The sequence below is a fragment of the Actinomadura sp. NPDC048021 genome, assembly GCF_040653135.1.
GTDB classification, from domain to species: Bacteria; Actinomycetota; Actinomycetes; order Streptosporangiales; family Streptosporangiaceae; genus Spirillospora; species Spirillospora verrucosospora.
In genome coordinates this window covers 1-26,523 of the sequence record NZ_JBEZJQ010000001.1, presented here as the reverse complement: position 1 = coordinate 26,523, position 26,523 = coordinate 1, and the positions used below count along the sequence as shown (strand labels likewise).

General features: G+C 73.3%; 26 protein-coding genes. 15 read left to right on the top strand and 11 right to left on the bottom strand.

Translation table 11 applies throughout. The features are described 5' to 3' along the window. Window positions 1-160: 160 nt before the first annotated feature. Genes AB0C87_RS00130 through AB0C87_RS00115 form a run of 4 tightly spaced genes read left to right on the top strand, consistent with a single transcriptional unit; the run spans window position 161 to window position 3,593 of the window. On the top strand, window positions 161-1,321 hold the full coding sequence (locus tag AB0C87_RS00130) for an ATP-binding cassette domain-containing protein (protein WP_360575782.1): 1,161 nt from the start codon (window positions 161-163) through the stop codon (window positions 1,319-1,321). Continuing rightward, the gene (locus tag AB0C87_RS00125) at window positions 1,321-1,968 is read left to right on the top strand and encodes an ABC transporter permease (protein WP_345184051.1); all 648 of its coding nucleotides are present in this window, start codon (window positions 1,321-1,323) and stop codon (window positions 1,966-1,968) included. The genes AB0C87_RS00130 and AB0C87_RS00125 overlap by 1 nt, the downstream gene beginning before the upstream one ends. Beyond that, complete coding sequence (locus AB0C87_RS00120; protein ID WP_345184053.1) at window positions 1,965-2,651, top strand: ABC transporter permease subunit; 687 nt, start codon at window positions 1,965-1,967, stop codon at window positions 2,649-2,651. Before AB0C87_RS00125 ends, AB0C87_RS00120 begins: the two co-directional genes overlap by 4 nt. A gap of 18 nt (window positions 2,652-2,669) precedes the next feature. Further along, a complete protein-coding gene (locus AB0C87_RS00115; protein WP_345184055.1) occupies window positions 2,670-3,593 on the top strand; it encodes an ABC transporter substrate-binding protein in 924 nt (307 codons plus the stop codon). Window positions 3,594-3,729: 136 nt separating this feature from the next. Here AB0C87_RS00115 and AB0C87_RS00110 read toward each other — a convergent pair whose 3' ends face one another. Continuing rightward, on the bottom strand, window positions 3,730-4,914 hold the full coding sequence (locus AB0C87_RS00110) for a cytochrome P450 (protein WP_345184057.1): 1,185 nt from the start codon (window positions 4,912-4,914) through the stop codon (window positions 3,730-3,732). Then, window positions 4,914-5,723, bottom strand: coding sequence for an SAM-dependent methyltransferase (locus tag AB0C87_RS00105; RefSeq protein WP_345184060.1), 810 nt, complete (start codon window positions 5,721-5,723; stop codon window positions 4,914-4,916). Before AB0C87_RS00105 ends, AB0C87_RS00110 begins: the two co-directional genes overlap by 1 nt. 176 nt (window positions 5,724-5,899) lie before the next feature. Here AB0C87_RS00105 and AB0C87_RS00100 point away from each other — a divergent pair, with 176 nt between their 5' ends. From AB0C87_RS00100 to AB0C87_RS00090, 3 genes are all read left to right on the top strand, one after another. Beyond that, complete coding sequence (locus AB0C87_RS00100; RefSeq protein ID WP_360575779.1) at window positions 5,900-6,463, top strand: GNAT family N-acetyltransferase; 564 nt, start codon at window positions 5,900-5,902, stop codon at window positions 6,461-6,463. A 223-nt stretch (window positions 6,464-6,686) separates the two neighbouring features. Further along, complete coding sequence (locus AB0C87_RS00095) at window positions 6,687-7,322, top strand: hypothetical protein (protein ID WP_360575777.1); 636 nt, start codon at window positions 6,687-6,689, stop codon at window positions 7,320-7,322. 45 nt (window positions 7,323-7,367) lie between these two features. Beyond that, window positions 7,368-8,429: an SDR family oxidoreductase gene (locus AB0C87_RS00090; protein ID WP_360575775.1), complete on the top strand. Its 1,062-nt coding sequence runs from the start codon at window positions 7,368-7,370 to the stop codon at window positions 8,427-8,429. Window positions 8,430-8,432: 3 nt separating this feature from the next. Here AB0C87_RS00090 and AB0C87_RS00085 read toward each other — a convergent pair whose 3' ends face one another. After that, window positions 8,433-9,194, bottom strand: a complete 762-nt coding sequence (locus AB0C87_RS00085; RefSeq protein WP_345184068.1) for an IclR family transcriptional regulator — start codon at window positions 9,192-9,194, stop codon at window positions 8,433-8,435. 92 nt (window positions 9,195-9,286) lie between these two features. Between AB0C87_RS00085 and hutH the strand changes: the two genes are divergently transcribed. Genes hutH through AB0C87_RS00055 form a run of 6 tightly spaced genes read left to right on the top strand, consistent with a single transcriptional unit; the run spans window position 9,287 to window position 16,813 of the window. Continuing rightward, entirely contained in the window at window positions 9,287-10,831 is a 1,545-nt protein-coding gene (hutH, locus tag AB0C87_RS00080) for a histidine ammonia-lyase (protein ID WP_360576247.1), read from the top strand. 11 nt (window positions 10,832-10,842) lie between these two features. Beyond that, window positions 10,843-12,498 carry a urocanate hydratase gene (gene hutU, locus AB0C87_RS00075; RefSeq protein WP_360575773.1) on the top strand — a complete coding sequence of 552 codons (1,656 nt, stop codon included), beginning with the start codon at window positions 10,843-10,845 and terminating at the stop codon, window positions 12,496-12,498. After that, window positions 12,495-13,694, top strand: coding sequence for an allantoate amidohydrolase (locus tag AB0C87_RS00070; RefSeq protein WP_345184072.1), 1,200 nt, complete (start codon window positions 12,495-12,497; stop codon window positions 13,692-13,694). The genes hutU and AB0C87_RS00070 overlap by 4 nt, the downstream gene beginning before the upstream one ends. 10 nt (window positions 13,695-13,704) lie before the next feature. Next, on the top strand, window positions 13,705-15,075 hold the full coding sequence (locus tag AB0C87_RS00065) for a formimidoylglutamate deiminase (protein ID WP_360575771.1): 1,371 nt from the start codon (window positions 13,705-13,707) through the stop codon (window positions 15,073-15,075). Next, on the top strand, window positions 15,072-16,256 hold the full coding sequence (gene hutI, locus AB0C87_RS00060) for an imidazolonepropionase (protein ID WP_360575769.1): 1,185 nt from the start codon (window positions 15,072-15,074) through the stop codon (window positions 16,254-16,256). The genes AB0C87_RS00065 and hutI overlap by 4 nt, the downstream gene beginning before the upstream one ends. 20 nt (window positions 16,257-16,276) lie before the next feature. Further along, window positions 16,277-16,813 carry a ferritin-like domain-containing protein gene (locus tag AB0C87_RS00055; RefSeq protein ID WP_185033447.1) on the top strand — a complete coding sequence of 179 codons (537 nt, stop codon included), beginning with the start codon at window positions 16,277-16,279 and terminating at the stop codon, window positions 16,811-16,813. Here AB0C87_RS00055 and AB0C87_RS00050 read toward each other — a convergent pair. The 3 genes from AB0C87_RS00050 to AB0C87_RS00040 all read right to left on the bottom strand — a co-directional run bounded on the left by AB0C87_RS00050 (window position 16,810) and on the right by AB0C87_RS00040 (window position 19,530). Continuing rightward, entirely contained in the window at window positions 16,810-17,289 is a 480-nt protein-coding gene (locus AB0C87_RS00050; RefSeq protein ID WP_353834025.1) for a flavin reductase, read from the bottom strand. The two genes, AB0C87_RS00055 and AB0C87_RS00050, sit on opposite strands and share 4 nt — an antisense overlap. Further along, on the bottom strand, window positions 17,286-18,989 hold the full coding sequence (gene sppA, locus AB0C87_RS00045) for a signal peptide peptidase SppA (protein ID WP_345184081.1): 1,704 nt from the start codon (window positions 18,987-18,989) through the stop codon (window positions 17,286-17,288). The genes AB0C87_RS00050 and sppA overlap by 4 nt, the downstream gene beginning before the upstream one ends. A 70-nt stretch (window positions 18,990-19,059) precedes the next feature. Next, entirely contained in the window at window positions 19,060-19,530 is a 471-nt protein-coding gene (locus tag AB0C87_RS00040) for a PaaI family thioesterase (RefSeq protein WP_360358568.1), read from the bottom strand. 100 nt (window positions 19,531-19,630) lie between these two features. On the opposite strand from AB0C87_RS00040, the gene AB0C87_RS00035 reads away from it, so the two are divergent. Beyond that, the gene (locus AB0C87_RS00035) at window positions 19,631-20,488 is read left to right on the top strand and encodes an NUDIX domain-containing protein (protein WP_360575766.1); all 858 of its coding nucleotides are present in this window, start codon (window positions 19,631-19,633) and stop codon (window positions 20,486-20,488) included. 4 nt (window positions 20,489-20,492) lie between these two features. Here the strand turns inward: AB0C87_RS00035 and AB0C87_RS00030 are convergent, their stop codons facing one another. From AB0C87_RS00030 to AB0C87_RS00020, 3 genes are all read right to left on the bottom strand, one after another. Then, window positions 20,493-20,843: an ACT domain-containing protein gene (locus AB0C87_RS00030; RefSeq protein WP_360575764.1), complete on the bottom strand. Its 351-nt coding sequence runs from the start codon at window positions 20,841-20,843 to the stop codon at window positions 20,493-20,495. Window positions 20,844-20,852: 9 nt separating this feature from the next. Further along, complete coding sequence (gene glgB, locus AB0C87_RS00025; RefSeq protein ID WP_360575762.1) at window positions 20,853-23,084, bottom strand: 1,4-alpha-glucan branching protein GlgB; 2,232 nt, start codon at window positions 23,082-23,084, stop codon at window positions 20,853-20,855. A 333-nt stretch (window positions 23,085-23,417) separates the two neighbouring features. After that, window positions 23,418-23,636, bottom strand: coding sequence for a hypothetical protein (locus tag AB0C87_RS00020; RefSeq protein WP_345184091.1), 219 nt, complete (start codon window positions 23,634-23,636; stop codon window positions 23,418-23,420). 214 nt (window positions 23,637-23,850) lie between these two features. On the opposite strand from AB0C87_RS00020, the gene AB0C87_RS00015 reads away from it, so the two are divergent. Continuing rightward, window positions 23,851-24,618: a GntR family transcriptional regulator gene (locus AB0C87_RS00015; RefSeq protein WP_345184093.1), complete on the top strand. Its 768-nt coding sequence runs from the start codon at window positions 23,851-23,853 to the stop codon at window positions 24,616-24,618. Window positions 24,619-24,672: 54 nt separating this feature from the next. Here AB0C87_RS00015 and AB0C87_RS00010 read toward each other — a convergent pair whose 3' ends face one another. Then, the gene (locus AB0C87_RS00010) at window positions 24,673-26,178 is read right to left on the bottom strand and encodes an aminoglycoside phosphotransferase (protein WP_360575759.1); all 1,506 of its coding nucleotides are present in this window, start codon (window positions 26,176-26,178) and stop codon (window positions 24,673-24,675) included. After that, window positions 26,175-26,523, bottom strand: a 349-nt coding sequence (locus AB0C87_RS00005) for an alpha-glucosidase C-terminal domain-containing protein (protein ID WP_353834013.1), incomplete at its 5' end; no start/stop codon positions are given. The genes AB0C87_RS00005 and AB0C87_RS00010, both read right to left, overlap by 4 nt.

The following is a 26,523-nucleotide window of genomic DNA, read 5'->3' as shown; positions in this document are numbered from 1 at the left end:
GACACGCTACTTTCCCTGCATTACCGGTAGATATACTTTCATGCTCGACGTTCCGGGCATGCCGGGACACTGAGATGACGGTACCCATTGGTTACGGTTGGCTCGTAATCAGAATTCGATCATCGGCGTCATGCGGGACGCCCGGCGAGGACGTGATTCGTTGATCACCTTTGAGGGCGTCACCAAGCGCTATCCCGGGGGGACCGTCGCACTCGACGACGTGAGCCTCGAATGCCCCACGGGCCGCATCACCGTGTTCGTCGGCACCTCCGGCGGCGGCAAGACCACCGCGCTGCGGACCATCAACCGGATGGTCGAGCCGACCTCCGGGCGCGTGCTCATCGACGGCGAGGACGTCCGCGAGCGCAAGCCCGCCGAGCTGAGGCGCGGCATCGGCTACGTGATCCAGCACGCCGGGCTCTTCCCGCACCGCACCATCCTCGACAACATCGCCACCGTCCCGTACCTGCTGTCCTGGAACAAGAAGAAGGCGCGGGCGCGGGCGCTGGAGCTGATGGAGCGGGTCGGGCTCGACCCGGCGATGGGCAAGCGGTACCCGTTCCAGCTGTCGGGCGGCCAGCAGCAGCGCGTCGGTGTCGCGCGGGCCCTCGCCGCCGACCCGCCGATCATGCTGATGGACGAGCCGTTCAGCGCCGTCGACCCCGTCGTGCGCGCCGAGCTGCAGGACGAGTTCCTCCGCCTCCAGGAGGAGCTGCACAAGACGATCGTGTTCGTCACCCACGACATCGACGAGGCCATCAAGCTCGGCGACCGGATCGCGGTCTTCCAGACCGGCGGCCGGCTCGTCCAGATCGACAGCCCCGAGAACCTCCTGGCCCACCCGGCCGACGACTTCGTCGCCGGCTTCATCGGCCAGAACCGCGGCATCCGCACCCTCTCCTTCGCCGAGACGGGCGGCCTGCGGCTGAGCGACGACGCGGTCCGCGCGGCGGGCACGGACGCCGCGGAGGCCGCCGGGACGGAGTGGGTGCTCGTCGTCGACGAGGACCGGCGCCCCCTCGGCTGGGCCCGCCCGGCGCAGGCGACCGGGGCGCTCGGGAAGGCCGAGCTCAGCCCGGTCGGCCACACCTTCCACGTCGGGGGCGACTCCGTGCGGACCGCGCTGGACGCGGCCGTGCTGTCCCCGTCCGGCCTGGCGGTCGGCGTCGACGAGACCGGCGCGGTCGTCGGGACCGCGAGCGGGACCGACCTGCTCGCCGTCCCCACCCACGGCCGCGGCGCCGCCGGCGCCGCGCGCGAAGAGCGGGCCGCCGAGCCCGCGCCCGATCCCGAGGAGGCCGACGCCGGAGGCGCCGGCTGATGGACATCGACTGGGGCTGGATCGGCGAGCACACCGACACGCTGACCGAGCACGCCCTCATCCACCTGCGGCTCGCGCTGCTGCCGGTGCTGTTCGGCCTGATCATCTCGCTGCCGGTCGGCATGCTGTGCCGCCGCTGGGCGTGGCTCTACCCGCCGGCGCTGACGGTCTCGAACGTCTTCTACGCGATCCCGTCGCTCGCGCTGTTCATGGTCTTCATCCAGTACACGGGGCTGACCGCGTCCACGGTCATGATCCCGCTGACCCTGTACAGCCTGTCGGTGCTCGTCCCGAACGTGGTGGACGGCCTGGCCTCGGTGTCCGAGCCCGTCCGGCAGGCGGCCACCGCGATGGGCTTCGGCCCGCTGCGGCGCCTGCTCCAGGTGGAGCTGCCGATCGCCGTGCCCATCGTCATCGCCGGGACGCGCGTCGCCGCCGTCTCCTCCATCAGCCTCGTCGCCGTCGGCCAACTGATCGGCCAGGGCGGCCTCGGCTACGACATCATCCGCGGCTACCAGCTCCAGTTCCAGACGCAGATCGTGGCCGCCACCGTCCTGATCGTCCTGCTGGCCCTGGTCACCGACGCGATCCTGGTCACCGTCCAACGCCTGCTCACCCCGTGGGCCCGAGCCCGGATGACCTCATGAACGAGCTGTGGAACCAGATCGACCTGTTCTGGACGTGGCTGACCACGTCCTCCCAGTGGCACGGCGGCGACGGCATCCCGCACCGCCTGCTCCAGCACGTGTACTACAGCGGCGTGGCGCTGGTGTGCGCCGCGGTCATCGGCCTCGCGCTCGGCCTGCTCGTCGGGCACACCGGCCGCGGCGGGTTCCTCGCGATCAGCCTGGCGAACATCGCCCGCGCCGTCCCCACCTTCGGCCTGGTGCTGATCGTCGTGGTGATCGAGTACAGCATCACGCCGGTGCTCGTCGCGCTCGTGGCCCTCGCCGTCCCGCCGATCCTGGTCAACACCTTCGAGGGCATCCGCGGCGTCGACGCCGACGCCAAGGACGCGGCCAGCGGGATGGGCATGACCGGCTGGGGCGTACTGTGGCGGGTCGAGCTGCCGATGGCGCTGCCCCTCATCCTGCTGGGGCTGCGCACGTCCGCGATCCAGGTCGTCGCCACCGCGACCATCGCCGCCTACCCCGGCTTCGGCGGTCTCGGCCGCTACATCATCGACGGTCTGGCCCGCAACGACTACCAGCTCGTCGTCGGGGGCACCGTCCTGGTGGTGCTGCTCGCGCTGATCGTCCAGGCGGCCTTCGCGGCACTGCGCCGCCTCCTCGTCTCACCGGGCCTGCTCGGCTCCGCCCGATCCTCCTGACACCGAAGGAAGAGCACCATGAACAAACTCATCAGGGGCGCGGTCGTCGGCCTCGTGGCCGCCCTGTCGCTGTCCGCCTGCGGGAGCGGCGACTCCGGGGACGACTCGAACCCGCTCTCCGGGGGCGGCGGGAACGGCACCGTCACCGTCGGCGGCGCGAACTTCCCCGAGAGCAACCTGCTCGGCGAGCTGTACGCGCAGGCGCTGGAGGCCAAGGGCGTCAAGGTCACCCGCAAGTTCAACATCGGCGCCCGCGAGATCTACTACGACCAGGTCGTCAAGGGCGGCATCAGCGTGATGCCCGAGTACAACGGCGCCCTGCTCACCACCTCGGTCGACAAGACCAGCACGGCCGCCACCACCGACGAGATCAACGCCGCGCTCAAGGCCAAGCTGCCGGCCGGCGTGGAGATCCTGGACTCGGCGAAGGCCGAGGACAAGGACTCCGTCACCGTCAATCCGCAGACGGCCGCCAAGTACAACCTGAAGTCCATCGCCGACCTCAAGCCGGTCGCCAAGGACCTCGTCATCGCCGGGCCCTCGGAGTTCAAGACCCGCCAGCAGGGCCTCGTCGGCCTCAAGAAGACCTACGGCCTGGACTTCAAGAAGTTCCAGCCGTTCGACGCCGGCGCCCAGGCGACCCTGGTGAAGCTGCTCACCGAGAACAAGGTCCAGGCCGCCGACCTGTTCACCACCGACCCGACGATCCAGCAGAACAAGCTCGTCGTCCTGGAGGACCCGGAGAACGTCTTCTCCGCCCAGAACGTCACGCCGCTGGTCAACACCAAGGCGGTGGACGAGAAGGCCAGGGCGGCGCTGAACGGCGTCTCCGCCAAGCTCACCACCCAGGACCTCCTGGACATGATGAAGCGCGTCGCCATCGACAAGGACGACCAGGAGAAGGTCGCCGAGGAGTGGCTGAAGAAGTCCGGCCTCGCCTGACCCTCCGCAACACCGCCGACGGCCGAGTCCCGCCCCGGGACTCGGCCGTTCGCCGTCCCGGATCGCCGCCTGCGATCGGGACATGCTGCTGGAGCACCGTGGAGAGCGCCCCGTCGTTCCCGAGCCGGGGCGGCGTTCAGACGCGCACGGGGAGCGAGACCAGCCCGCGGACGATCGAGCCGGTGCGGTGGTGGCGCAGCTCGTCCGCGGGCACGGCGAGGGCGAGACCGGGGAAGCGGTCCAGCAGGCCGCCGATGGCGATCTGCCCTTCCAGCCGGGCCAGCGGGGCGCCGAGGCAGAAGTGCGGGCCGTGGCCGAAGGGGACGTGCCCCTTGGGGGCGCGGGTCACGTCCAGCCGGTCCGGGTCCTCGAACACGGCGGGGTCCCTGTCGGCGGCGCCGAGCGAGACGTGCACCCAGGCGCCCTTGGGGATCGGCGTTCCGGCGATCTCCATGTCCTCCAGGGCGATGCGCTGGCTCGCCCGTTCCACCGGGCCGTCGAACCGCAGCAGCTCCTCGACCGCGGACGGCAGCAGCTCGGGCCGCGCCCGCAGCAGGGCGAGCTGGCCGGGCGCCCGGAGCAGGGCGAGCATCCCGTTGCCGATGAGGTTGACGGTGGTCTCGTGCCCGGCGATGAGCAGCAGCGCGACGGTGCCGAGCAGCTGCGCCTCCGTGAGGGCGGCGTCGCCGTCGCGGGCGGTGATCAGGGCGCTGACCAGGTCGTCCTCGGGCTCGGCCCGCCGCTCGGCGATCACGTCGAGCAGGTAGGCGTTGAACGCCCGGGCCGCCTCGCGGCGGCGCTCGCGGGCCTCGGCGGTCAGCGCCGGCACGGTCAGCACGGCCGTCCACTCGCGGAACCGGGCCCGGTCGCGCGCCGGCACCCCGAGCAGCTCGCAGATGACCTGGATCGGCAGCGGGACGGCGAAGTCCTCGATCAGGTCGGCCTCGCCGCGTTCGGCGACGCCGTCCAGCAGCCGGTCGGCGATCTCCTGGACGCGCGGGCGCAGCCGCTCCACCCGCCGGGCGGTGAACGCCTTGGCCACCAGCCCGCGCATCCGGGTGTGGCCGGGCGGGTCCATCCCGAGCATCGTGCCGCCGAAGAAGAGCTCGGGGTTCACGGGCACGGCGCTGTTCGCGGTGTCCTTGGACAGGCGCGGGTCGCTGAGTGCCGCGCGGCCGTGCTCGTGGTCGACCACGAGGAAGGCGGCGGCGCCGGGAGGGAAGTCGATCGGATGGACGGGCCCCGCCGCCCGCAGCTCGGCGTACACGGCGTAGGGGTCCTCGCTGAAGGCCCGGCCGAACAGCAGATGGGTCGGCAGCATCAGACCACCCTCCCGACGCCGGCGAGGAAGCCCGGCCGCGACATGTCGGGCGGGGACGGCTCGGCGTCCGCCCGCCAGTCGGCCACCTGGACCAGGCCGGGGCCGACCAGCTCGGTGCCCTCGAAGAACGTCATGACCTCGTCGATCCCGCGCGGAATGATGTCGCCCGCCCCCGTCCTGCCGTACGCGCCCCGGACCTGCTCCTCGACCTGCGTGGTGACCTCGCCGCGGTGGCCGTGCGTGATGGCCAGGAAGCTGCCGGGGGCCAGCGGCGCCCGGAGCCTCGCCACGATCTCCGCCGGTCCCGCCTCGTCCGGGACGAAGTGCAGGATGGCCAGTAACAGCAGGCCCACCGGCCGGTCGAAGTCGATCCGGGCCTTCACCTCGGGGTCGTCCAGGATGCTCTCCGGCTCGCGTAAGTCGGCCTGGATGACCGTGGTCAGCGGGTTGTCGGCCAGCAGCGCCCGCGCGTGCGCGAGCACGATCGGGTCGTTGTCGACGTAGATGACGGTGGAGCCGGGCGCCGCGCGCTGGGCCACCTGGTGCACGTTCTCCTGCGTCGGGAGCCCGGAGCCGATGTCCAGGAACTGCCGGATGCCGCGGTCGGCCATCATCGTCACGGCCCGCGACAGCAGCCCGCGGTTGGCGCGGGTGAACTCCAGCACGTTCGGCATCGCGGCCACCACCTGGTCGGCGGCCTCGCGGTCCGCCGCGAAGTTGTCCTTGCCGCCGAGGTAGTAGTCGTACATCCGGGCCACGCTGGGCGTCTCGGGATCGACCGGCCACTCGGGGCGGTGCTCACCATTCACGGGAGGGACCTCCCTGTCCGGGTATCCGATCGCATGAGATTGTAGAGACGAAGCCGGACGTTTTCGATCATTTGCGACCTACAGCCCAAATAGGACCGTTCCAAGGACAGAACGCCCATCGAACGAGATGATCACGCGGGTGGCCGTCTCCTCGGCGGATCGGAGGACTCGGCGCCGTGCAGGTATTCCTCACCACCGACCGGCTGCTGCTGCGGCGGTTCACCGAGAACGACCTTGACGACCTGGTCCGGCTCGACGGCGACCCGGAGGTCATGCGGTTCCTGACCGGCGGCAGGCCGACCCCCCGCGCCCACCTGAGGGCCCAGACCCTCGCCAGGATCCTCGACTGGTACGAGCGGGGCGCGCTCAGCCGGTGGGCCGCGGTCGAGCGCTCCTCCGGCGACTTCATCGGCTGGCTGGCCCTCGAACCGGGCGACGGCCACGACGCCCGGCAGGCCGAACTCGGCTACTGCCTGCGCGCGGCCAGCTGGGGACGGGGATACGCCACCGAAGCGTCGCGGGCTCTGATCGCCAAGGCGTTCACCGACCTCGGCGTCCACCGCGTCTTCGCCCAGACCATGGCCGTCAACGCCGCCTCCCGCCGCGTCATGGAGAAGTCCGGCCTGACCTACCTGCGCACCTTCCACCGGCACTGGGACGACCCCATCCCCGGCACCGAACACGGCGAGGTCGAATACGAACTCCACCGCGCCGACTGGGCGCGCCGCCGCGACACCTGACCCTGCGGATTTCCGCGGCACGCGGGATGCGGCGAGGACGACGGAACCCGGTGGACGCCCGATCGGAGGTGGCGGGGTGCCAGCGGCCGGGGCGATGCGCGAGCAGGTAGGGCCCGGGGCGCGGGGGTTGGGGTCCTAGGGCCCTGAATCCGGAATCGGCTTTCTTCGAAGAATGGCTCGTGCGGCCCAAGGGATGGGTCGGGTCATAGAGGGGAATTCCCGGATGAAGAAGGCAGGGTTGACGCTCGCCGGTGTGGCCGTCCTCGGCACCGCGGCCGTGGTGGGGACGACGGTGGTGTCCGGCGGGGAGGCCAGGCCGACCACCAGTGTCGCGGCGAAGAAGGAGCTCGGAGCGCAGGCGGGAAAGGCCGGCGCGTCGGGGGCGAAGAACGGCCTGAAGTGCACCGACAAGCGGGTCGCGCGTGGGAAGCGGCAGTTCGCCGGGACCTGGACCCGCTGGGAGAACCAGGACCCGTGGACCGTCTCGGGATGGGGCCCCGGCACCATGAACGCCGCGACCTCGTACACGGTGGGGCACACGGTCACCATCTCGTACGGCGCCACGGTCGAGAGCATCAACGCCACCCTCGGATACCAGGCCAACAAGCAGTGGCAGAGGAGCCTCGGGTACACGCCGACGCTGAAGGAGAAGAAGCACTACCGGCTCGACATCGGCCGGGCCTACAAGATCTACCAGTTCGACGTGTACGAGCCGACCGGCAGGTGGATGGCCGACCTGTCGGGGACGGGGCGCAGCCAGTGCGTCGGCCTCCACGACGTGTACGTGGGCAAGGGCAAGGCGCTCTACTTCTGGAAGCTCGACCACCGCCTCAGCGTCACCCCCAAGAAGAAGCGCTGACCGGCGCCGCTGGACAAAATAGGTAGACCGGTCTACTTTTTCGCCATGACGTTGAGCGAGGGTGCGGCCGGCGAGGCCATGGTCCTGGGGGCGACGGGGTTCATCGGCCGGTGGCTGGTGGCGGATCTGCTGGAACGGGGGCGGCCGGTCGTCGCGGCCGTCCGGGGCGGCGGTGCGCGCGGCGGTGAGCTGCGGGGATGGTTGCGGGAGCACGGCGTCGACGACCAGGGGCTGCTGGTCGTCGACGCCGACATCACGCGGCCGGACCTCGGGCTGGACGACGAGGCCCGCGACCGCCTGAAGGCCGTACGGGACGTCTTCAACGCCGCCGCGCTGTTCCGGTTCGGGCTGGGACGGGAGGAGGCGCGGCGGGCGAACGTCGACGGCGCCGTGAACGTCGTGCGGTGGGCCGCCGCGCTTCCCCGGCTGCGGCGTCTCGTCCATGTGTCCGGGTACCGCGTGGCCTCCGAGGGGAGGCTCACCCATCCGGTGCCCGCGAAGGAATTGGACGCGCTGTACCGGCGGCTTGGCGCGTACGAGGCGTCCAAGCTCGAAGGGGACGCCGCCGTACGCGCGGTCGCGCGGGAGGAGAAGGTGCCCCTCACCGCGGTCCATCCGGCGACCGTGATCGGGGACTCGGTCACCGGAGAGGCCGGGCAGTACATCGGGCTCGCCGAGATGGTGCGGGATCTCTGGGGCGGGCGCCTGCCCGCGCTGGCCGGGTCGCGGCGCACGTTCGTGCCCGTGGTCACCGTCGACCACCTGGCCCGCTTCATGGCCGCCGTGCCCGAGTACGACGAGGAGCCCTACCGCGCTCACTGGGTCCTGGACGACGCCACGCCGCACCTGCCCGACCTGGTCGGGCTTCTGGCGCGGCACCTCGGTGTGCGTCCGCCCCGGGTGACGCTGCCGGTCGGGCTGGTGCGGCGGCTGCCGCGTGCGCTCACCGGGGTCGAGCCCGAGACGCTCTCCTTCCTGTCCGAGGAGCGCTACGACACCTCCTCGGCCGGCGTGCTGGCCGGGAAGGCGGGACTGAGCCATCCGCCCGTGGAGGACGCGCTCCGGCGCTGGGCCGACCGGCTGGTCGCCGACCGCTTCGGGGCGTAGACCTCAGGCAGGGGGGCGGCCGGTGAGGCGGGTCGTGAGGGCGGCGGCCGTCGCGCGCACCTGGGCCGCCAGGGCGGGCCACGCCGGTTCGGGGTGGTCCTCGCGGCGGAACGTCACCGTGATCGCGGCGGTGGGGCGGCCGGTGTGGTCGAAGGCGCAGGCGGCGATGCTCGCGAAGCCCTCGGTGATGTGGCCGTCCTCGACCGCCCAGCCGCGGCGCGCGTCCTCGGCGAGGGTGCGGCGCAGGTCGCGCAGGGTGGCGGGGCCCCGGCCGGTGCGGTCCACGAAGCGGCCGGGGAACAGGGCCCTGACCTGGGCGGGCGGCAGGTACGCCAGGATCGAGCGGCCGCTCGCGGTGAGCTGGGCGGGCATCCGGACGCCGACGTCGGTGACCAGGGTGGCGTGCCGGGGCGGCTGCTCCTTCAGCAGGTAGAGGGTCTCGGCGCCGTGCAGGACGCCGAGCTGCGCGATCTCGCCGACGCGGTCGACCAGGCGGCGCAGGAGGGGGCGGGCGAGGCGTTCCAGGGGCTCGTGGCGCAGGTAGGCGGAGCCGATCTCGAAGGCGGCGACGCCGAGGCCCCAGCGGCGCTCCTCGGGGATGGAGGTGACGAAGCCGTCCTCGGCCATCGCGGTGAGCAGGTGGTACGCGCTGGAGCGGGGGATGCCGAGCTCGCGGGCGATCGCCGAGGCGGGCAGGGGGCCGGGCGCGGCCGCCAGGAGGCGCAGCACCGCGAGGGCGCGGCGGGCGGCGGGGACCTGGCTCATGCTCCGAGTGTCTCGTATACGAGACACAGAGCGCGGGCCGGGGCTGGGGCATCGGCCCCGGACGCGCTCCAATGGTGGGTATGGGTTTTGGTATGGGGGACGCAGGCGTCGAGGTCGGGCCGGAACCGCTGGCGTTCGAGCAGGTCGCGGCGGTGGCGCGGGACGGGGCCAAGGTGGCGCTGTCCGACGGGGCGCTGAAGCTGATCGGTGAGGCGCGGGCCCACATCGAGGAGCTGTCGGCGCGCCCAACGCCGGTCTACGGCGTCTCGACGGGCTTCGGGGCGCTCGCCACGCGGCACATCGCGCCCGAGCTGCGGGCCCAGCTCCAGCTGAACATCGTCCGGTCGCACGCGGCGGGGTCGGGGGCCGAGGTCGAGCGCGAGGTGGTCCGGGCACTGATGCTGCTCCGGCTGCGCACGCTCGCGACGGGACGGACCGGCGTCCAGCCCGTCACCGCGAGGACCCTGGCCGCGCTGCTCAACGCCGGCATCACCCCGCAGGTCTTCGAGTACGGCAGCCTCGGCTGCTCCGGCGACCTGGCGCCGCTCGCCCACGTGGCCCTCGCGCTGATCGGTGAGGGGTCGGTCCGGGACGCCGCCGGCGAGCTCAGGCCGGCGGCCGACGCCCTGCGGGACGCGGGCATCACGCCGGTCGAGCTCGGCGCCAAGGAGGGGCTCGCCCTGCTGAACGGCACGGACGGGATGCTCGGCATGCTCGTCCTGGCCATCGGCGATCTGCGGAGGCTGCTCACCGCGGCCGACGTCGCCGCCGCGATGAGCGTCGAGGCGCTGCTCGGCACCGACCGCGTCTTCTCCGCCGACCTGCAGAACCTGCGGCCCCACCCCGGCCAGGCCGCCTCGGCCGCGAACCTGCGGGCGCTGCTGGCCGACTCGCAGATCATGGAGTCGCACCGGGGCCCCGACTGCACCCGCGTGCAGGACGCCTACTCGCTGCGCTGCGCCCCGCAGGTGCACGGCGCCGCCCGCGACACCCTCGCGCACGCCGAGCTGGTCGCGGGACGGGAGCTGGCGTCCGCCGTGGACAACCCCGTCGTCCTCCCCGACGGACGGGTCGAGTCGAACGGCAACTTCCACGGCGCCCCGGTCGCCTACGTGCTGGACTTCCTCGCGGTCCCGGCGGCCGACGTCGCCTCGATGTCCGAGCGCCGCACCGACCGGATGCTCGACAAGGGGCGCTCCGCCGGGCTGCCCGCCTTCCTCGCCGACGACCCCGGCGTCGACTCCGGCCACATGATCGCCCAGTACACGCAGGCGGCGATCGTGTCGGAGCTCAAGCGCCTCGCCGTGCCCGCGAGCGCCGACTCGATCCCGAGCTCGGCCATGCAGGAGGACCACGTCTCGATGGGGTGGGGCGCGGCCCGCAAGCTGCGCCGCGCGGTGGACGGCCTCGCGCAGGTCGTCGCCGTCGAGATCCTCACCGCCGCGCGGGCGCTGGAGCTGCGCACCCCGCTGCTTCCCGGCCCGGCCACCGCCGCCGTGGTCGCCCGGCTCCGCGAGGCCGTCCCGCCGCCCGGCCCGGACCGCTACCTCGCCCCCGAGATCGCCGCCGCGACCGCGCTGGTCCGGGACGGCTCACTGGTCGCCGCCGCCGAGGCCGTCACCGGCCCGCTCTCCTGAAGGAGTCCCACATGTCCGGTCCCCGTCCCGTCCGCGCCCCGCGCGGCACCTCGCTGACCGCCGCCAAGGGGTGGCCGCAGGAGGCCGCCCTGCGCATGATCCAGAACAACCTCGACCCCGAGGTCGCCGAGCACCCCGACGAGCTGGTCGTCTACGGCGGGTCGGGGAAGGCGGCCCGGAGCTGGGACGCCTTCGACGGCATCGTCCGGTCGCTGTCCGACCTGGAGGGGGACGAGACGCTGCTCGTCCAGTCCGGCAAGCCGGTCGGGATCTTCCAGACGCACGAGTGGGCGCCGCGCGTGCTCATCGCGAACTCCAACCTCGTCCCGCAGTGGGGCACGTGGGAGGAGTTCCGCCGCCTGGAGTCGCTCGGCCTGACGATGTTCGGCCAGATGACCGCCGGGTCGTGGATCTACATCGGGACGCAGGGCATCCTGCAGGGCACCTACGAGACGTTCGCCGCCGTCGCCGAGAAGCGGTTCGGCGGCACCCTCGCCGGGACGATCACCCTGACCGCCGGGCTCGGCGGGATGGGCGGCGCGCAGCCCCTCGCCGTCACGATGAACGGCGGCGTCGCGATCTGCGTCGAGTGCGACCCGTCCCGGATCGAGCGGCGGGTCGAGCACCGCTACTGCGACGTGCGGGCGGGCTCGCTGGACGAGGCGCTGCGGCTCGCCGAGGAGGCGAAGGCCGAACGCAGGCCGCTGTCGGTCGCGGTGCTGGGCAACGCCGCCGACATCGTCCCCGAGCTGCTGCGGCGCGGCGCCCCGATCGACATCGTCACCGACCAGACCAGCGCGCACGACCCGCTCGCCTACCTGCCGCAGGGCGTCGCGTTCGAGGACATGGCCGCCGAGCGCGACAAGGACCGCGACGGGTTCATCGCCAAGGCCCGCGCGTCGATGGCCGTCCACGTCGAGGCCATGGTCGGCTTCCAGGACGCGGGCGCCGAGGTGTTCGACTACGGCAACTCCATCCGGGGCGAGGCGCAGCTCGCCGGGTACGCGCGCGCGTTCGCGTTCCCCGGGTTCGTGCCCGCCTACATCCGGCCGCTGTTCTGCGAGGGCAAGGGGCCGTTCCGGTGGGCGGCGCTGTCGGGCGACCCGAAGGACATCGCCCGCACCGACCAGGCGATCCTCGACCTGTTCCCCGACAACGAGCCGCTGACCCGGTGGATCCGGATGGCGAAGGAGAAGGTCCACTTCCAGGGCCTGCCGTCGCGGATCTGCTGGCTCGGCTACGGCGAGCGCGACAAGGCGGGCGAGGTGTTCAACGACCTGGTCGCGCGCGGCGAGATCAGCGCGCCGATCGTGCTCGGCCGCGACCACCTCGACTGCGGGTCGGTCGCCAGCCCGTACCGGGAGACCGAGGGCATGAAGGACGGGTCGGACGCGATCGCCGACTGGCCGCTGCTGAACGCCATGCTCAACACCTCCTCCGGTGCGACGTGGGTGTCGATCCACCACGGCGGCGGCGTCGGCATCGGCCGCTCCATCCACGCCGGCCAGGTCTGCGTCGCCGACGGCACGGCCCTCGCGGGGGAGAAGCTCCGGCGCGTCCTGACCAACGACCCCGGCACCGGCGTCATGCGGCACGTCGACGCCGGCTACGAGCGGGCGGCGGAGGTCGCGGACGAGCGCGGCGTGCGCATCCCCATGCGGCCATGAGCTTCGAGGAGATGTGGGCGGAGCTGCTGCCCGTCGGGCGGGACGCGGCGACCGGCGGCTACCACCGGTTCGCGTGGACGCCGCCGGAGCTGGAGTGCCGCGCCTGGTTCGCCGACGAGGCCCGCCGCCGCGGCCTCGACCTCGAGCACGACCCCAACGGGAACACGGTCGCCTGGTGGTACCCGGAGGACGGGACCCGCACGGGCGCCGTCCTGACCGGCAGCCATCTCGATTCCGTTCCCGGCGGGGGAGCGTTCGACGGGCCGCTCGGCATCGTGTCGGCGTTCGCGGCGGTCGACCTGCTCCGCGAGCGCGGCGTCCGGCCGGCCCGGCCGATCGGGATCGCGGCGTTCGCCGAGGAGGAGGGCGCGCGGTTCGGGGTGGCGTGCCTCGGCTCCCGGCTGCTGGCCGGGGCGATCGACCCGGCCCGGGCGCGCGGCCTCACCGACGCCGACGGGCACACGTTCGCCGAGGTCGTCCACAACGCCGGGCTCGACCCGCACGCGATCGGCCCGGACGAGGACCTGCTCGGGCGGATCGCCTGCTACGTCGAGCTGCACGTCGAGCAGGGCAGGGCGCTGGACGTGCCGGTCGGCGTCGCGAGCGCGATCGTGCCGCACGGCCGGTGGCGGTTCGACTTCGCGGGCGAGGGCAACCACGCCGGGACGACCGGGCTGCCCGACCGGCGCGACCCGATGCTGCCGTTCGCGCACATGGTCATCGCCGCGCGGGAGGCCGCCGAGCGCAACGGGACCGTCGCGACGGTCGGGAAGGTCCGGGTCGAGCCGAACGGCGTGAACGCGATCCCGTCGGCGGTCACCGCCTGGCTGGACGCCCGGGGCCCCGCCGACGACGCCGTCCGCCGGACGGTGCTGGAGGTCGACGAGGCCGCGCGGGTCGCGGCGCGCCCGCACCGGGTGAGCGTCGACCTCGCCGAGGAGTCCTACACCGAGATCGTCGACTTCAACCTGGCGCTGCGCGACCGGGTCGGGTCGGCGCTCGGCGGCGTCCCCGTCCTGCCGACCGGCGCCGGCCACGACGCGGGCGTCCTGTCGGCGCGGCTGCCGACCGCGATGTTGTTCGTGCGGAACCCGAGCGGGGTGTCGCACGCGCCCGAGGAGTTCGCCGAGCCGTCCGACCGCCTGGCCGGGGTCGAGGCCCTCGCCGCGGTACTGGACGACCTGGCGCGGGGGTAGGGATTCCGTTATGCAGTGGCATGCCCAGTTCGCCTGGCTAGGCGACGGCGTCGCGGCCGACGTGCTCATCGAGGCCGACGGCGAGCGGATCACACGCGTCACCCCCGGGGTCCCGGCGGCGCCGGGCGCCCCGCGCCTCCCCGGCCTCACCCTGCCGGGCCTCGCCAACGCCCACTCCCACGCCTTCCACCGCGCGCTGCGCTCCCGCGTCCAGGCGCACTCCGGGACGTTCTGGACGTGGCGCGAGCAGATGTACCAGGTCGCCGACCGGCTCGACCCGGACTCCTACCGCGCGCTGGCGACCGCGGTGTTCGCCGAGATGGCCCTCGCGGGGATCAGCTGCGTCGGCGAGTTCCACTACCTGCACCACCGTCCGGGCGGCGCCCCCTACGGGGACCCGAACGCGATGGGCGAGGCGCTGATCGCCGCCGCGTCCGACGCGGGCATCCGCATCACCCTCCTCGACGCCTGCTACCTGACCGGCGGCATCGGCCGGCCGCTCGCCGGGCCGCAGCTGCGGTTCGGGGACGGCACCGCGGGCGACTGGGCGCGGCGCCTCGACAGCCTGCACGAGCAGACCGGAAAGGCGGGACGGTCCCACGCCCGCGTCGGCGCCGCGATCCACTCCGTCCGGGCCGTGCCGCGCGAGCAGCTGCGCGCCGTCGCCTCGTGGGCGCGGGAGCGCCGCGTGCCGCTGCACGTCCACCTGTCCGAGCAGCCCGCCGAGAACCGCGACTGCCAGGACGCCTACGGCATGACGCCGACCCGACTGCTCGCCGAGGCCGGGGCGCTCGGCGCGCTCACCACGGCCGTGCACGCCACGCACCTGTCCGAGGACGACATCGGCCTGCTCGGGACGACGATGACCGGCGTGTGCATGTGCCCGACCACCGAACGGGACCTCGCCGACGGCATCGGCCCCGCCCGCGCCCTGGCGGACGCGGGCTCCCCGATCTGCCTCGGCTCCGACCAGCACGCCGTCGTCGACCTGTTCGAGGAGGCCCGCGCGGTCGAGCTGGACGAGCGGCTCCGCACCCGCGTCCGGGGCCACTGGACGGCCGGCGAGCTGCTCGCCGCCGCCACCTCGGGCGGCCACTACGGGCTCGGCTGGCCCGAGGCGGGACGGCTGGAGCCCGGCGCCTACGCCGACCTCGTCACCGTCGCCCTCGACTCGGTCCGCACCGCCGGCGCGGGCCCGGACCACGCCGCCGAGGCCGCCGTGTTCGCCGCCACCGCCGCGGACGTGCGGCACGTCGTCGTCTCCGGCCGCCAGATCGTCCACGACGGCCGGCACCTGCTGGTCGAGGACGTCCCCGGCGCGCTGGCCCGCTCCATCGCCTCCGCCGCCGCGGACCCGCCCCGTGAGATCCTTCGCCGATGAGCACGGTCATCACCAACATCGGAGAGCTCGTCACCAACGACCCCGCCGTCCCCGATCGCCGGGGCGGCGGCCTGGCCGTCGTCCGCGACGCCGCACTGGTGATCGAGGACGGCGCGGTCGCGTGGACGGGCCCGTCCTCCTCCGCGCCCGCCGCCGACGAGTCGTTCGACGCCGCCGGGCGGGCGGTGCTGCCCGGCTTCGTGGACTCCCACGCCCACCTGGTGTTCGCCGGTGAGCGCGCCGAGGAGTTCGCCGCCCGCATGAGCGGCGAGAAGTACGCCGCGGGCGGCATCCGCACGACCGTCGAGCGCACCCGCGCCGCGTCCGACGACGAGCTGCGCGCCAACGTGCGCCGCCTCGTGGACGAGATGGCGCGGCAGGGCGTCACGACCGTGGAGTGCAAGTCCGGCTACGGCCTCACGGTCGAGCAGGAGGCGCGCGCCGTGCGCATCGCCGCCGAGTACGCCGACGAGGTCACCTACCTGGGCGCCCACGTCGTCCCCGCCGAGTACGCGGGCGACGCCGCCGGGTACGCGCACCTCGCCGCCACCGACATGCTCGCCGCCTGCGCCCCGCACGCCCGGTGGGTGGACGTCTTCTGCGAGGAGGGCGCCTTCGACGCCGACCAGGCCCGGGAGGTCCTCACGGCGGGCGTCAAGGCCGGCCTGTCGCCGCGCCTCCACGCGAACCAGCTCACGCAGGGGCCCGCCGTTCGGCTGGCGGTCGAGCTGGAGGCCGCTTCCGCCGACCACTGCACGTTCCTCAGCGACGCCGACGTGGACGCGCTGGCGTCGTCCCGGACGGTCGCGACGCTCCTGCCCGGCGTCGAGTTCTCGACCCGCCAGCCCTACCCGGACGCCCGCCGCCTCCTGGACGCCGGAGCCACCGTCGCCCTCGCCACCGACTGCAACCCCGGATCCTGCTACAGCTCCAGCATGGCGTTCTGCATCGCCGTGGCCGTCCGCGACATGCGCATGACGCCCGCCGAGGCGGTCTGGTCGGCGACCGCGGGCGGCGCCCGGGCCCTGCGACGCACCGACGTGGGGCACCTGGCGCCCGGCGCCCGCGCCGACGTCCACGTCCTCGACGCCCCGTCCTACATCCACCTCGCATACCGCCCGGGCGTACCCCAGACCTACGCCGTGTGGAAGCAGGGCCGTCGGGTAGAGGGCCTCCTGTAGTCGACTGTGGAGGCCCCTAGATGGCGGAGTTCCTGACGGACATCAAGACCCTGCGCGAGCGTGCTCGGCAGGAGATCGACAAAGGCCCGATCACCGAGGCGTACGGGGCGGACGTCCAGCGCGTGATCCAGGTCTGCAACGAGGCCCTGGCCACGGAGATCGTGTGCGTGCTGCGGTACAAGCGGCACTACTACACGGCCACCGGCATCCACGCCGAGACCGTCGCGAGCGAGTTCCTCCAGCACGCGGCCGAGGAGCAGCAGCACGCCGACATGCTGGCCGAGCGGATCGTCCAGCTCGGCGGCGAGCCCGACTTCTCCCCGGACACCCTCACCACCCGCGCGCACGCCGAGTACAACGCCAGCCTCGACCTCGTCGAGATGCTCAAGGAGGACCTGGTGGCGGAGCGGATCGCCATCGCGTCCTACACCGAGATCATTCAGTGGCTCGGCGACGGCGACCCCACCACCAAGCGCGTCTTCGAGCAGATCCTCGCGCAGGAGGAGGAGCACGCCGACGACCTGCGCGGCTTCCTGGAGCGCTTCCCGAAGTCCTAGCCGGGCAGATAGCGCCGGGCGGCCCTCACGAGGGGGGCCCGCCCGGCGCTGACGTAGTCGGTCGAGACGGCCTCGGCGACGAAGAGGGTGTGGTCGCCCGCCTCGACGGTCTGGCGGGTCTCGCACTCCAGGGCCGAGACGCCCCTGTCGGGGACGAGGGCGCCGGAGTGCTCGCCGCGGTGGTGCGGCTCGCTCGCCAGCAGGATGCGAGCGCTCGGGCGTCCCTCGGCGGCGAACCGGCCGGCCAGGGCCCGCTGGTCCGCGGACAGGATCGTCGCGGCCCAGCGCGGGCTCCGGCCGAGCACCTCGGTGAGGTAGGACGAGGACGCCACGCTCGCCAGCACCATCGGCGGATCCAGCGACACCGACATGAACGAGGTGATCGTGGTGCCGAGGTCGTCGCGGCCGTCGCGGACGGTCAGCACGACCACGCCGGTGGCGAAGGCCGCGACGGCCTCGACGAAGTCGGCGCTCAGCGGATCTCCCAGGCGCCGGGCAGGGTGAGCGGGCCCGCGGAGGGCAGGCCGAGCCGCGCGGCGAGCCCGCCGAGGGAGCCCCACCCGTCGAAGCGCGCGGACGCGGCGGTGCGGTCCTCGCTGGACTCCGGCGGGCGCAGCCGCTCCAGCGGCGAGGTGTGCGGGTAGATCCGGACCGGCGCGTCGGAGGCCATGCCGGCCTTCTTGCGGGCGAGGTCCAGGGCGAGGTCGATGCCGCCGAGCTCGTCGACGAGGCCGCGCTCGCGCGCGTCCGCGCCCGTCCAGACCCGGCCCCGGGCCAGCTCGTGGACGCGCTCGCGGGACAGGTCGCGGCCCTCGGCGACCTTCGCGGTGAAGTCGTCGTAGATCCGGTCGAGGGAGGCGTTGACGCGCTCCCACTCGGAGTCGCTGAAGTCCTTGGTGGCGCTGAACATGCGCGCGTGGTCGCCGTCGGCGACCGAGCCGAGGCCGACGCCGACCCGCTCCAGCAGGTCGTTGACCACGGCCTTGCCGACCACGACGCCGATCGAGCCGGTGATGGTCCCGGGCTGCGCGACGATCGTGTCGGCGGCCATCGAGACGTAGTAGCCGCCGGACGCGGCGACGTTGCCCATGGAGACGATCACGGGCTTGCCGGCGCGGCGGGCGAGGACGACCTCGCGCCAGATCGAGTCGGAGGCGACGGCGGAGCCGCCCGGGCTGTTGACGCGGAACACGATCGCCTTGACCCGGTCGTCCTTCACGGCGGCGCGGAACGCGGCGCCGATCGTGTCCGAGCCCATCGCGGGCCCCGAGTTCGGGAGCGGGCCGCCGCGGCCGCTGCGGCCGAGCCGGATCGGCCCCTGCCCGTTGATGAAGGCGACGACGTCCTGCTTGCCGGGCTGCGGGAGGCGGTTGGCCAGGCCGTGCGCGCGGTTGTAGCGGGAGACGTAGCGCAGCTGCGCCTCCTCGCCGAACTCCTTCCGCAGGCCGCCGTAGATCTCGTCGCGGTAGGCGAGGCCGTCGACCAGGCCCTCCTCCAGCGCCTCGGCGGCCAGCAGCGGGCCGCGGTCGGTGAGCTCGCGGACCTTCTCCTCCGCCAGGCCGCGGGAGGCGGCGATCCCGGCGGTGATCTGCTCGCCGAGCGAGGTGACGAGGCGCTGCGACGACTCCTCGTGCTCGGGCGTGTAGGTCTTCTCCATGAACGTGTTCGCCATGGTCTTGTACTCGTAGCGCTTGGCGAACCGCGGCCGCACGCCCGCCTTCTCCAGCGCGCCGGCGAAGAACGGCTCCTCGATCGCGACGCCGGTGAGCCCGACCTCGCCGGTGGGCTGCAGGTAGACCTTGTCGAACCCGGTGGCCAGATAGAACGGGACGGTGCCGCGGCCTCCCTCGCCGAACGTCTCGGCCCAGGCGACGGTGTGCTTGCCCGCGTCCCGCAGGCTCTGCACGGCCTCGCGCAGTTCCTGGGCGAGCGCCAGCCCGACGGTGCCGCTGACCTTCACGACGAGGGCGCGCACCCGGCTGTCGGAGCGGGCGCGGCGCAGCCCGTCCAGGACGTCCCGCAGGCCCGGCCGGCGCATGGACAGGAACGCCGAGACGGGGTCGGCGGGCGCGGTCTCGACGATGCCCTCGGTGAGGTCGAGCTCCAGGATCAGCGGGGCCGTCCGCCGGTCGCGGGCCTGTTTGATCACGTTGACGACTGTGCCGGGATCCACCATGGGCCCAGCCTATGCGCTCGCCGGGCGCCGTTCCCGCCGCCCGGGCGGGCCCGGGCCGGGCGGGACGGGGTCAGCGGGCGAACGCCTTGTTGGGGATCACGCCGGCCGACGCCTGGGCGACCGGGCGGCCGCGCCCGTCGGCGACCACCGCGTTGGAGACCATGCGGGTGGCGCCGGGGTGCACGCACGTCCCGGTTACCGTGTAGGTCTCGTCCGCCCGGACGCCGCGCAGGTAGTCGACGTTCAGGTTGAGGGTGAGCATCGGCATGAAGTGCTCGCAGGTGCTGCTCGCCGCGAGGCAGACCGCGTTGTCGAGGATCATCGCGATGTAGCCGCCGTGCACCGTGCCGCCGGGGTTGCAGAGCCGTTCGCCCGGCGTCCACTCGATGACGACCCGGCCCGGTTCGGCGGAGGCGATGTCCTGCCCGATGTAGTCGTTGATGTCGGAGATCTGCGGGAACCGTCCGTCCGCCATCGCCCGGATCAGCTCGGCGCCCGACAGGGTGTTCCACAGGTCCTGGGGGGTCGCCTCGACGCTCAACTCGCTCTCCTTGATCACGGTGACCCCCGAATCGTATTCGGCGAGGCGGGTGAGGGCACTGTGCCCTTCGTCACGGGTCCGCGGCGCTATCGTCGGACGCATGGGAGACGGCGACGGCTGGGCCGGCTGCGGCTTGGGGCACACGCACTGGGGACGGTTCGGCGCCGCGGGCCTTCTGGCCTACCACCGCGACTCCTCCGGCCAGACGTGGGTGCTGCTCCAGCAGCGCGCGTGGTGGGGCCTCGGCGGCGGGACGTGGGGCATGTTCGGCGGCGCGCTGCACAGCCACGAGGACGTCGTCACCGGCGCGCTGCGCGAGACGTCCGAGGAGTGCACGCTCGACACGACGACGGTCCGCGTCCACGGGACGAGCGTGGAGGACCACGGCGGATGGTCGTTCACCTCGGTCGTGGGCTCGCTGCCGGAGCGCGCGCCCGTGCTGCCCGCGTCGCGGGAGACGCGCGGGGCCGAGTGGGTGCGCGAGGAAGAGGTCACCGGCCGCAAGCTGTTCGAGCCGTTCGCGCGGTGCTGGCCCCGCGTGCGGGAGGCGATGCGCGGGGTCGTCCTCGTCGTGGACGCGGCGAACGTCGTGGGCGCCCGCGCCGACGGCTGGTGGAAGGACAGGGCGGGCGCGAACGCGCGGCTCCGCGACGACCTGAAGCGCCTCGACGGCGGCGTGCGCGGCCTGCCAAGCGGCCTGTTCCCCTACGACCGCTGCTTTCCGGAGGTCGTCCTGGTCGTCGAGGGCGCGGCGCGGAGCGTCGCCGACGAGCCGGTCGACGGCCTGCGGGTCGTGGCCGCGCCCGGCAGCGGCGACGACGCGATCGTCGACCTCGTCCGGCGGGGCGCCCCGGACAAGGACCACCTGGTGGTCACGGCCGACCGGGAGCTGCGCGCCCGCTGCGAGGAGGCGGGCGCCGCCGTCGTCGGCCCCCGCTGGCTCCTCGAACGCCTCTAGCCGTTCAGTTCTCGACGCGGTGGCCGGCGTCGCGCAGCGCCCCCGCCGCCGCCTCCGACCGGTGCTCCGGGACGAGCACGAGGTCGGAGTGGTACGTCGAGACGACGAAGACGGGCACGCCGGACTCGGCCAGCGGCCCCACGACGCCGGCGAGCACGCCGGGCGTGGCGAGACCGCCGTCCGGGTCGCCGTAGAAGCCGACCCACCGCTCCGTCTCGGCGAACGGCGAGGCGTCCCGGATCACGGTGAGGCCCTCGGGAGCGCGGATGAGCGCGACCCACTCGTCGTCCTCCGGGAACGTCGCGTGCGGGAGGTGCTCCACCATGAACTGGCCGGGGACGATGTGCAGGCGCATCCCGTCACCCTATTCAGGGACGAGCCACACCGCCCCCAGGGGCGGGACGCGCATCTCCGCCGACGCGGGCAGCCCGTGCCACGGCTCCGGCGCCGCCTCGACCCGCCCGAGGTTGCCGACGCCGCTGCCGCCGTACTCGTAGGCGTCGGTGTTGACGAGTTCGCGCCACCGGCCCACGCGGGGGAGGCCCACCCGGTAGTTCTCGTGCGGGTTCCCGGCGAAGTTGACGACGCACGCCACGACGGGCGGCTCGCCGCCGTCCGGGGCCGTCCCGTAGCGCAGGTAGGACAGGGTGTTGCCGCCGGCGTCGTTGCCGTCGATCCAGCGGAACCCGTCGTGGTCGCTGTCGCGCGTCCACAGCGCGGGCTCGCCCTGGTACGCGTGGTTCAGGTCGCGCACGAGCCTCTGCAGCCCGAGGTGGTTGGCCCCCTCGGAGGCGTTGTCCAGCAGCCACCAGTCCAGCGGGCGCTCCTCCGCCCATTCGGCGCCCTGCCCGAACTCCTGCCCCATGAACAGCAGCTGCTTGCCGGGATGCGACCACATGTAGGCCAGCAGCGCCCGCAGCCCGGCGAACTGCTGCCAGGGGTCGCCCGGCATCTTGCTCAGGAGCGAGCCCTTGCCGTGGACGACCTCGTCGTGCGACAGCGGCAGGACGTAGTTCTCCGAGAACGCGTACACCAGCGAGAACGTGATCTCGTTGTGGTGGTAGTGCCGGAACACCGGCTCGTGACGCAGGTATTCGAGCGTGTCGTGCATCCAGCCCATGTTCCACTTGAACCCGAACCCGAGCCCGCCGAGATGGGTCGGGCGGGAGACCCCGGGCCACGCCGTCGACTCCTCCGCGATCGTCATGATGCCGGGGTTGCGCTTGTAAACCGTCGCGTTCATCTCCTGGAGGAAGGAGATGGCCTCCAGGTTCTCCCGCCCGCCGTAGATGTTGGGCGTCCACTCGCCTTCCTTGCGCGAGTAGTCGAGGTACAGCATCGAGGCGACGGCGTCCACGCGCAGCCCGTCGATGTGGAACTCCTCCAGCCAGAACGACGCGTTCGCCACGAGGAAGTTGCGGACCTCGGCGCGGCCGAAGTTGAACACGAGCGTCCCCCAGTCGGGGTGCTCGCCGCGCTTCGGATCGTCGTGCTCGTAGAGGGCGGTGCCGTCGAACCGGGCCAGCGCCCACTCGTCCTTCGGGAAGTGGGCGGGCACCCAGTCCATGATGACGCCGATACCGGCCTGGTGGAGGCGGTCGATGAGGTACCGGAAGTCGTCGGGGTCGCCGAACCGCGCCGTGGGCGCGTAGTAGGACGTCACCTGGTAGCCCCAGGACGGTCCATAGGGGTGTTCGGTGACCGGAAGCAACTCCACGTGCGTGAAGCCCATGTCGCTGACGTACTGCGTCAGCTCCTCCGCCAGCTCCCGGTAGCCGAGCCCGGGACGCCACGACCCGAGGTGCACCTCGTAGGCGCTCATGGGCTCGTGCAGCCAGTCGTGCTCCTTGCGCGCGTCCATCCACGCGCCGTCCTCCCACTCGTAGGAGGAGGTGAAGACGCGGGACGCCGTCGCGGGCGGGGTCTCGGTGGCCTGGGCCATCGGGTCGGCCTTGGCGCGCCACACGCCGTCGGCCCCGAGGATCTCGTACTTGTAGCGCGTGCCGTCGCCGACGCCCGGGACGAACAGCTCCCACACGCCGGTGGAGCCGAGCGACCGCATGGGGTACGCGCGGCCGTCCCAGTGGTTGAAGTCGCCGACCACCCGCACGCCGCGCGCCGTCGGCGCCCACACCGCGAAGGCCGTCCCCTCCACCGTGCCGAGAGCGGACGCGTAGGAGCGGACGCGGGCGCCCAGCGCGCGCCACAGCTCCTCGTGCCGGCCCTCGCCGATCAGGTGCAGGTCGAGCTCGCCGAGCGTCGGAAGATGGCGGTAGGGGTCGTCCTGGATCGTCTCGACGCCGTCTCCGTAGGTGACGGCGAGCCGGTAGTCGGGGACGGCGAGAGGGGCCCGGTCCTTCTCGGTGCCGGCGAGCGACGTGCCGGCGGGCAGCGTCCCGACGAACACGCCCTGGTGGAAGTGCCGGAGCGGGTGGCGGTCGCCGCTGGGCAGCACGACCTCGACCTTCTCGGCGAGCGGGCGCAACGCCCGCACCGTCACCCCGTCCCGACCGGGATGCGCCCCGAGGACGCCGTGTGGATCATGGTGGTCGCCGCCGACGAGTCGATCGATCTCCGCGCGCGTCACCCGTGCCATGACGTCATGGCCTCCCGTCACTGAGCCGTTTACCCCAAGAGGTTGCCCCGAGAACGGGCGCTCTCACATGACGGACCGACCTGTTTTCGCGAACCCGGCATTCCGGTGCGGATGTTGCGGCCGCACGGCCGGCACGACTCTTCGTCGTGGGGTCGCGCCGAATGTGCCGTCCGTGCGGCCACGTCTACCTCGCCCCAGGGGTGACCCCGACCCCACCGCCCTGGGCTCCATTCCTGTGTCACCTGAGCGACACAGGTACCTTCCGTACCGGCCTGTCCCAGCCCGGTCCGCCCCCGCGCGCGGACCGGGCCGCCCCGACTCTCCCGCCTCCCGTCACCGTTCTCCGGGCTCCCCGCGCGCCTGGTCGAGCAGCACCCGCCGGAGCCCCTCCGAGTCGTCCGCGGCCACCGTCATCGCACATCCCGCCTGGAGTTGCGCATCGGTGAGGTCGCCGCTGCGGGTCGCGTACCAGCGCCCCGCGTCGCTGCGCCACACCTGCCAACCCGGAAACTCGCCCTCGATGGCCGCCTTCAGATCCTCGAAGTCGCCCATCAAGGTCGTCCCTTCCCCGAGGCCGCTCTTCTGTATACAAAAGTCTTACTCGGCCTGAGAGGTGTCAAGCTGTCCGTAAGCGGACCGTGCCCCCGCGGATAGCGCCTGGAAGGTATGGATGACTGGAGGGGCGAGCAGGATCGAACGCGGCGTCGAACGCTGTTCGAACGTGGCCGCGGGCTGGAGGCCGGGGGGCGCGCCCGAGGAGAGGGAGGTGACGCCGGTGCCGGAGCGTCCCGCCTACCTGCGCATCGCCGACACCCTGCGAGAGGGGATCCGGGACGGCAGCCTCCCGCCGGGGACGCGGCTGCCGACCCTGGCCGAGCTGTGCGACGTCCACGGCGTCTCGGAGATCGTCGTGCGGCAGGCCGTCGCGCTGCTGCGCGGCGAGGGCCTGGTGGAGACCCGCCGCGGCGGAGGCACGCGCGTCCGGACCGTCCCGCCGGCCCGCCGCGTGGCGATGGACCGCTACCGCGCGGTGGCCGGGCCGTCGGCGGTCCCCGAGACCACGTTCACCCGCGACCAGAGGATCACCTGGGAGGAGTACCGGCTGGACCGGGAGTTCTCCCGCGTCCGGGCCGACGACGACCTCGGCGCGCTGTTCGAGCTGCCGTCCGGCACCGAGCTGCTGCGCCGCCGGTTCGTCTTCTACGCGCGCGAGGAGCCGCAGCAGATCTCCGTCAACTACCTGCCGTGGGACGTGGTCGGCGACACGCCCGTCGCCGACCCGGCGCGCGAGCCCTGGCCCGGGGGGACGCTCGCGCAGCTCGCCTACCTCGGGTACCCGCCGACCCGCGTCGAGGAGGCCGTCCGCTCCCGGATGCCGACGCCCGAGGAGGCCGAGACCCTCAACATGGCGGGCGGGGTGCCGGTGCTCGCCATCACCCGCCGCATGCTGGCGCGCGCCGGCGTCATGGAGGTCTGCCGCGAGATCGTGCTGCCCGCCGACCGGGTCGTCCTCGACTACGCCATCGACCTGTGACGCGGCGGCCGAGCGAGGGCCGGTGCGGGCGGGCCCGGCGCGGCGCCTGCCCGGTCAGCCCGCGAGCCGGGCCAGGGACCGCAGCGGGACGGGCAGCCACGACGGCCGGTTCCGCGCCTCGTACCGGATCTCGTAGACGGCCTTGTCGAACTCGAAGGCCCGGACCAGCGCCGCGTGCGCCGCGGGGTCGGGCCCGCCCGCGGCCGCGTAGCCGGCGCAGAACGCCGCCCGGTTCCGCTCGGCCCACTCCTGGGCGCGCAGCTCCAGCGCGTCCGCCGTCTCCGGCGGGAGGTCGCCCTCCCGGGCCAGCAGGAACCGCGCGGCGTACTCGAACGAGCGGAGCATCCCGGCGACGTCGCGCAGCGGGTGCGCGGGCGCCCGGCGCTCGGCGGGCGTGCGGGCCGGCTCGCCCTCGAAGTCCAGCAGCGTCCAGCCGGAGTCGGTGCGCAGGACCTGGCCGAGGTGGTAGTCGCCGTGCACGCGCTGGAACGGCAGCGGCGACGCCTCCGCGGCGACCCGGTCGAACACCTCGCGGATCGCGGGCGCGTAGGGGCGCAGCTGCGGGACCGCGGCGCTGACCTGGTCGAGCTGCTCGTGCATCGAGAAGACGATCTCCCGCAGCAGCTCGGGCGGCGCCTGCGTCACGCCGAACGCGGCGGCGAGGTCGCGGTGCACCTCGGCGGTGGCCGCGCCGAGCCGTTCGGCCTCGGCGGCGAAGTCCCCGCCGGCGTCGCCGGCGGTGAGCGCGGGCGACGGCCCCGGCGGCGGCCCCGGCGTTGCGGGCTGGGCGAACCAGTCGCGGACGCTGGTGAGCGCGAGCTGCCAGCCGTCCGTCGCGGTGCGCAGGAACTCCGACAGCAGCGCGAGCGTGACCGGCTCGTCCCCGCCGCCGGAGTCCGCGCCGCCCGCGGGGCCGCCCGAAGCGGTGCCCTCCGCGGTGCCCAGCGCGCCCGGTTCCAGCTCGATCCAGCCGTGCACGCTCGGGACGTGCTCGCAGCCCCGCCGGGAGAGCGCGAGGTTGACCTCCAGGTCGGGGCTGACGCCGGGGGACAGGCGGCGGAACAGCTTGCAGATGTAGGCGTCGCCGAAGATCAGCGAGGTGTTGCTCTGCTCGCCCGGGATCGGCGTGCCGTCCAGGTCCGTGCGGATGCCGGTGCCGGGCGCGCGGCGGAAGGTCAGCGGCCCGACCGTCCGGTCGTCCGCCATCAGGTCCAGCAGCGGGCGCGTCAGCTCCGCGTCGTGGGCGGCGTCGTAGACGTACCCGGTGATGTCCTGCTCGGGGTCCTCCAGATGCCCGATCGCGACCGGCGCCAGATGCTCGGGAAGGTCGCGGCGGACGCCGAGGAGGAGCTGGTAGTGATCGGTGGTGCCGTCCTGGCGGACGTCGAGGACGAGGTGGTGCAGGGAGGGGTCGCCGGACCGGAGTTCGGTGGCGGTGCCGATGGCGAGGTCGTGGATGGGGCCGTCCTTGCCGCCAAACCACCGCTGCCGCGGCAGCCAGCCGGCCAGGAGCCGGACGAGCGAGGTGTCGGTCGGCGGAGCGGACGGCGCCACGGTCACATCACTCCCTCTCCCGGCTCCTGCTCGTCCGGCGGCGGCGGAAGCAGGAACCAGTAGAAGCCGTGCCCCGGAAGGGTCAGCAGATAGGGCAGTTCGCCGATGGCCGGGAACTGGACGCCGCCCATGCACTCGATCGGGTACGAGCCCCGGAAGCGCCGCAGGTCCAGCTCCACGGGCTGGGGGAAGCGGGACAGGTTGTTCACGCAGAGGACCGTGTTCGCGCCGCCCCACTGGTTGGCGTCCCCGCCGTTGATCTCGCGGGTGAAGGCCAGGACGGAGGGGTTGGAGGCGGACAGTTCGACGTAGGAGCCGACGCCGAAGACGGGGTGGCGCTGGCGGATCTCG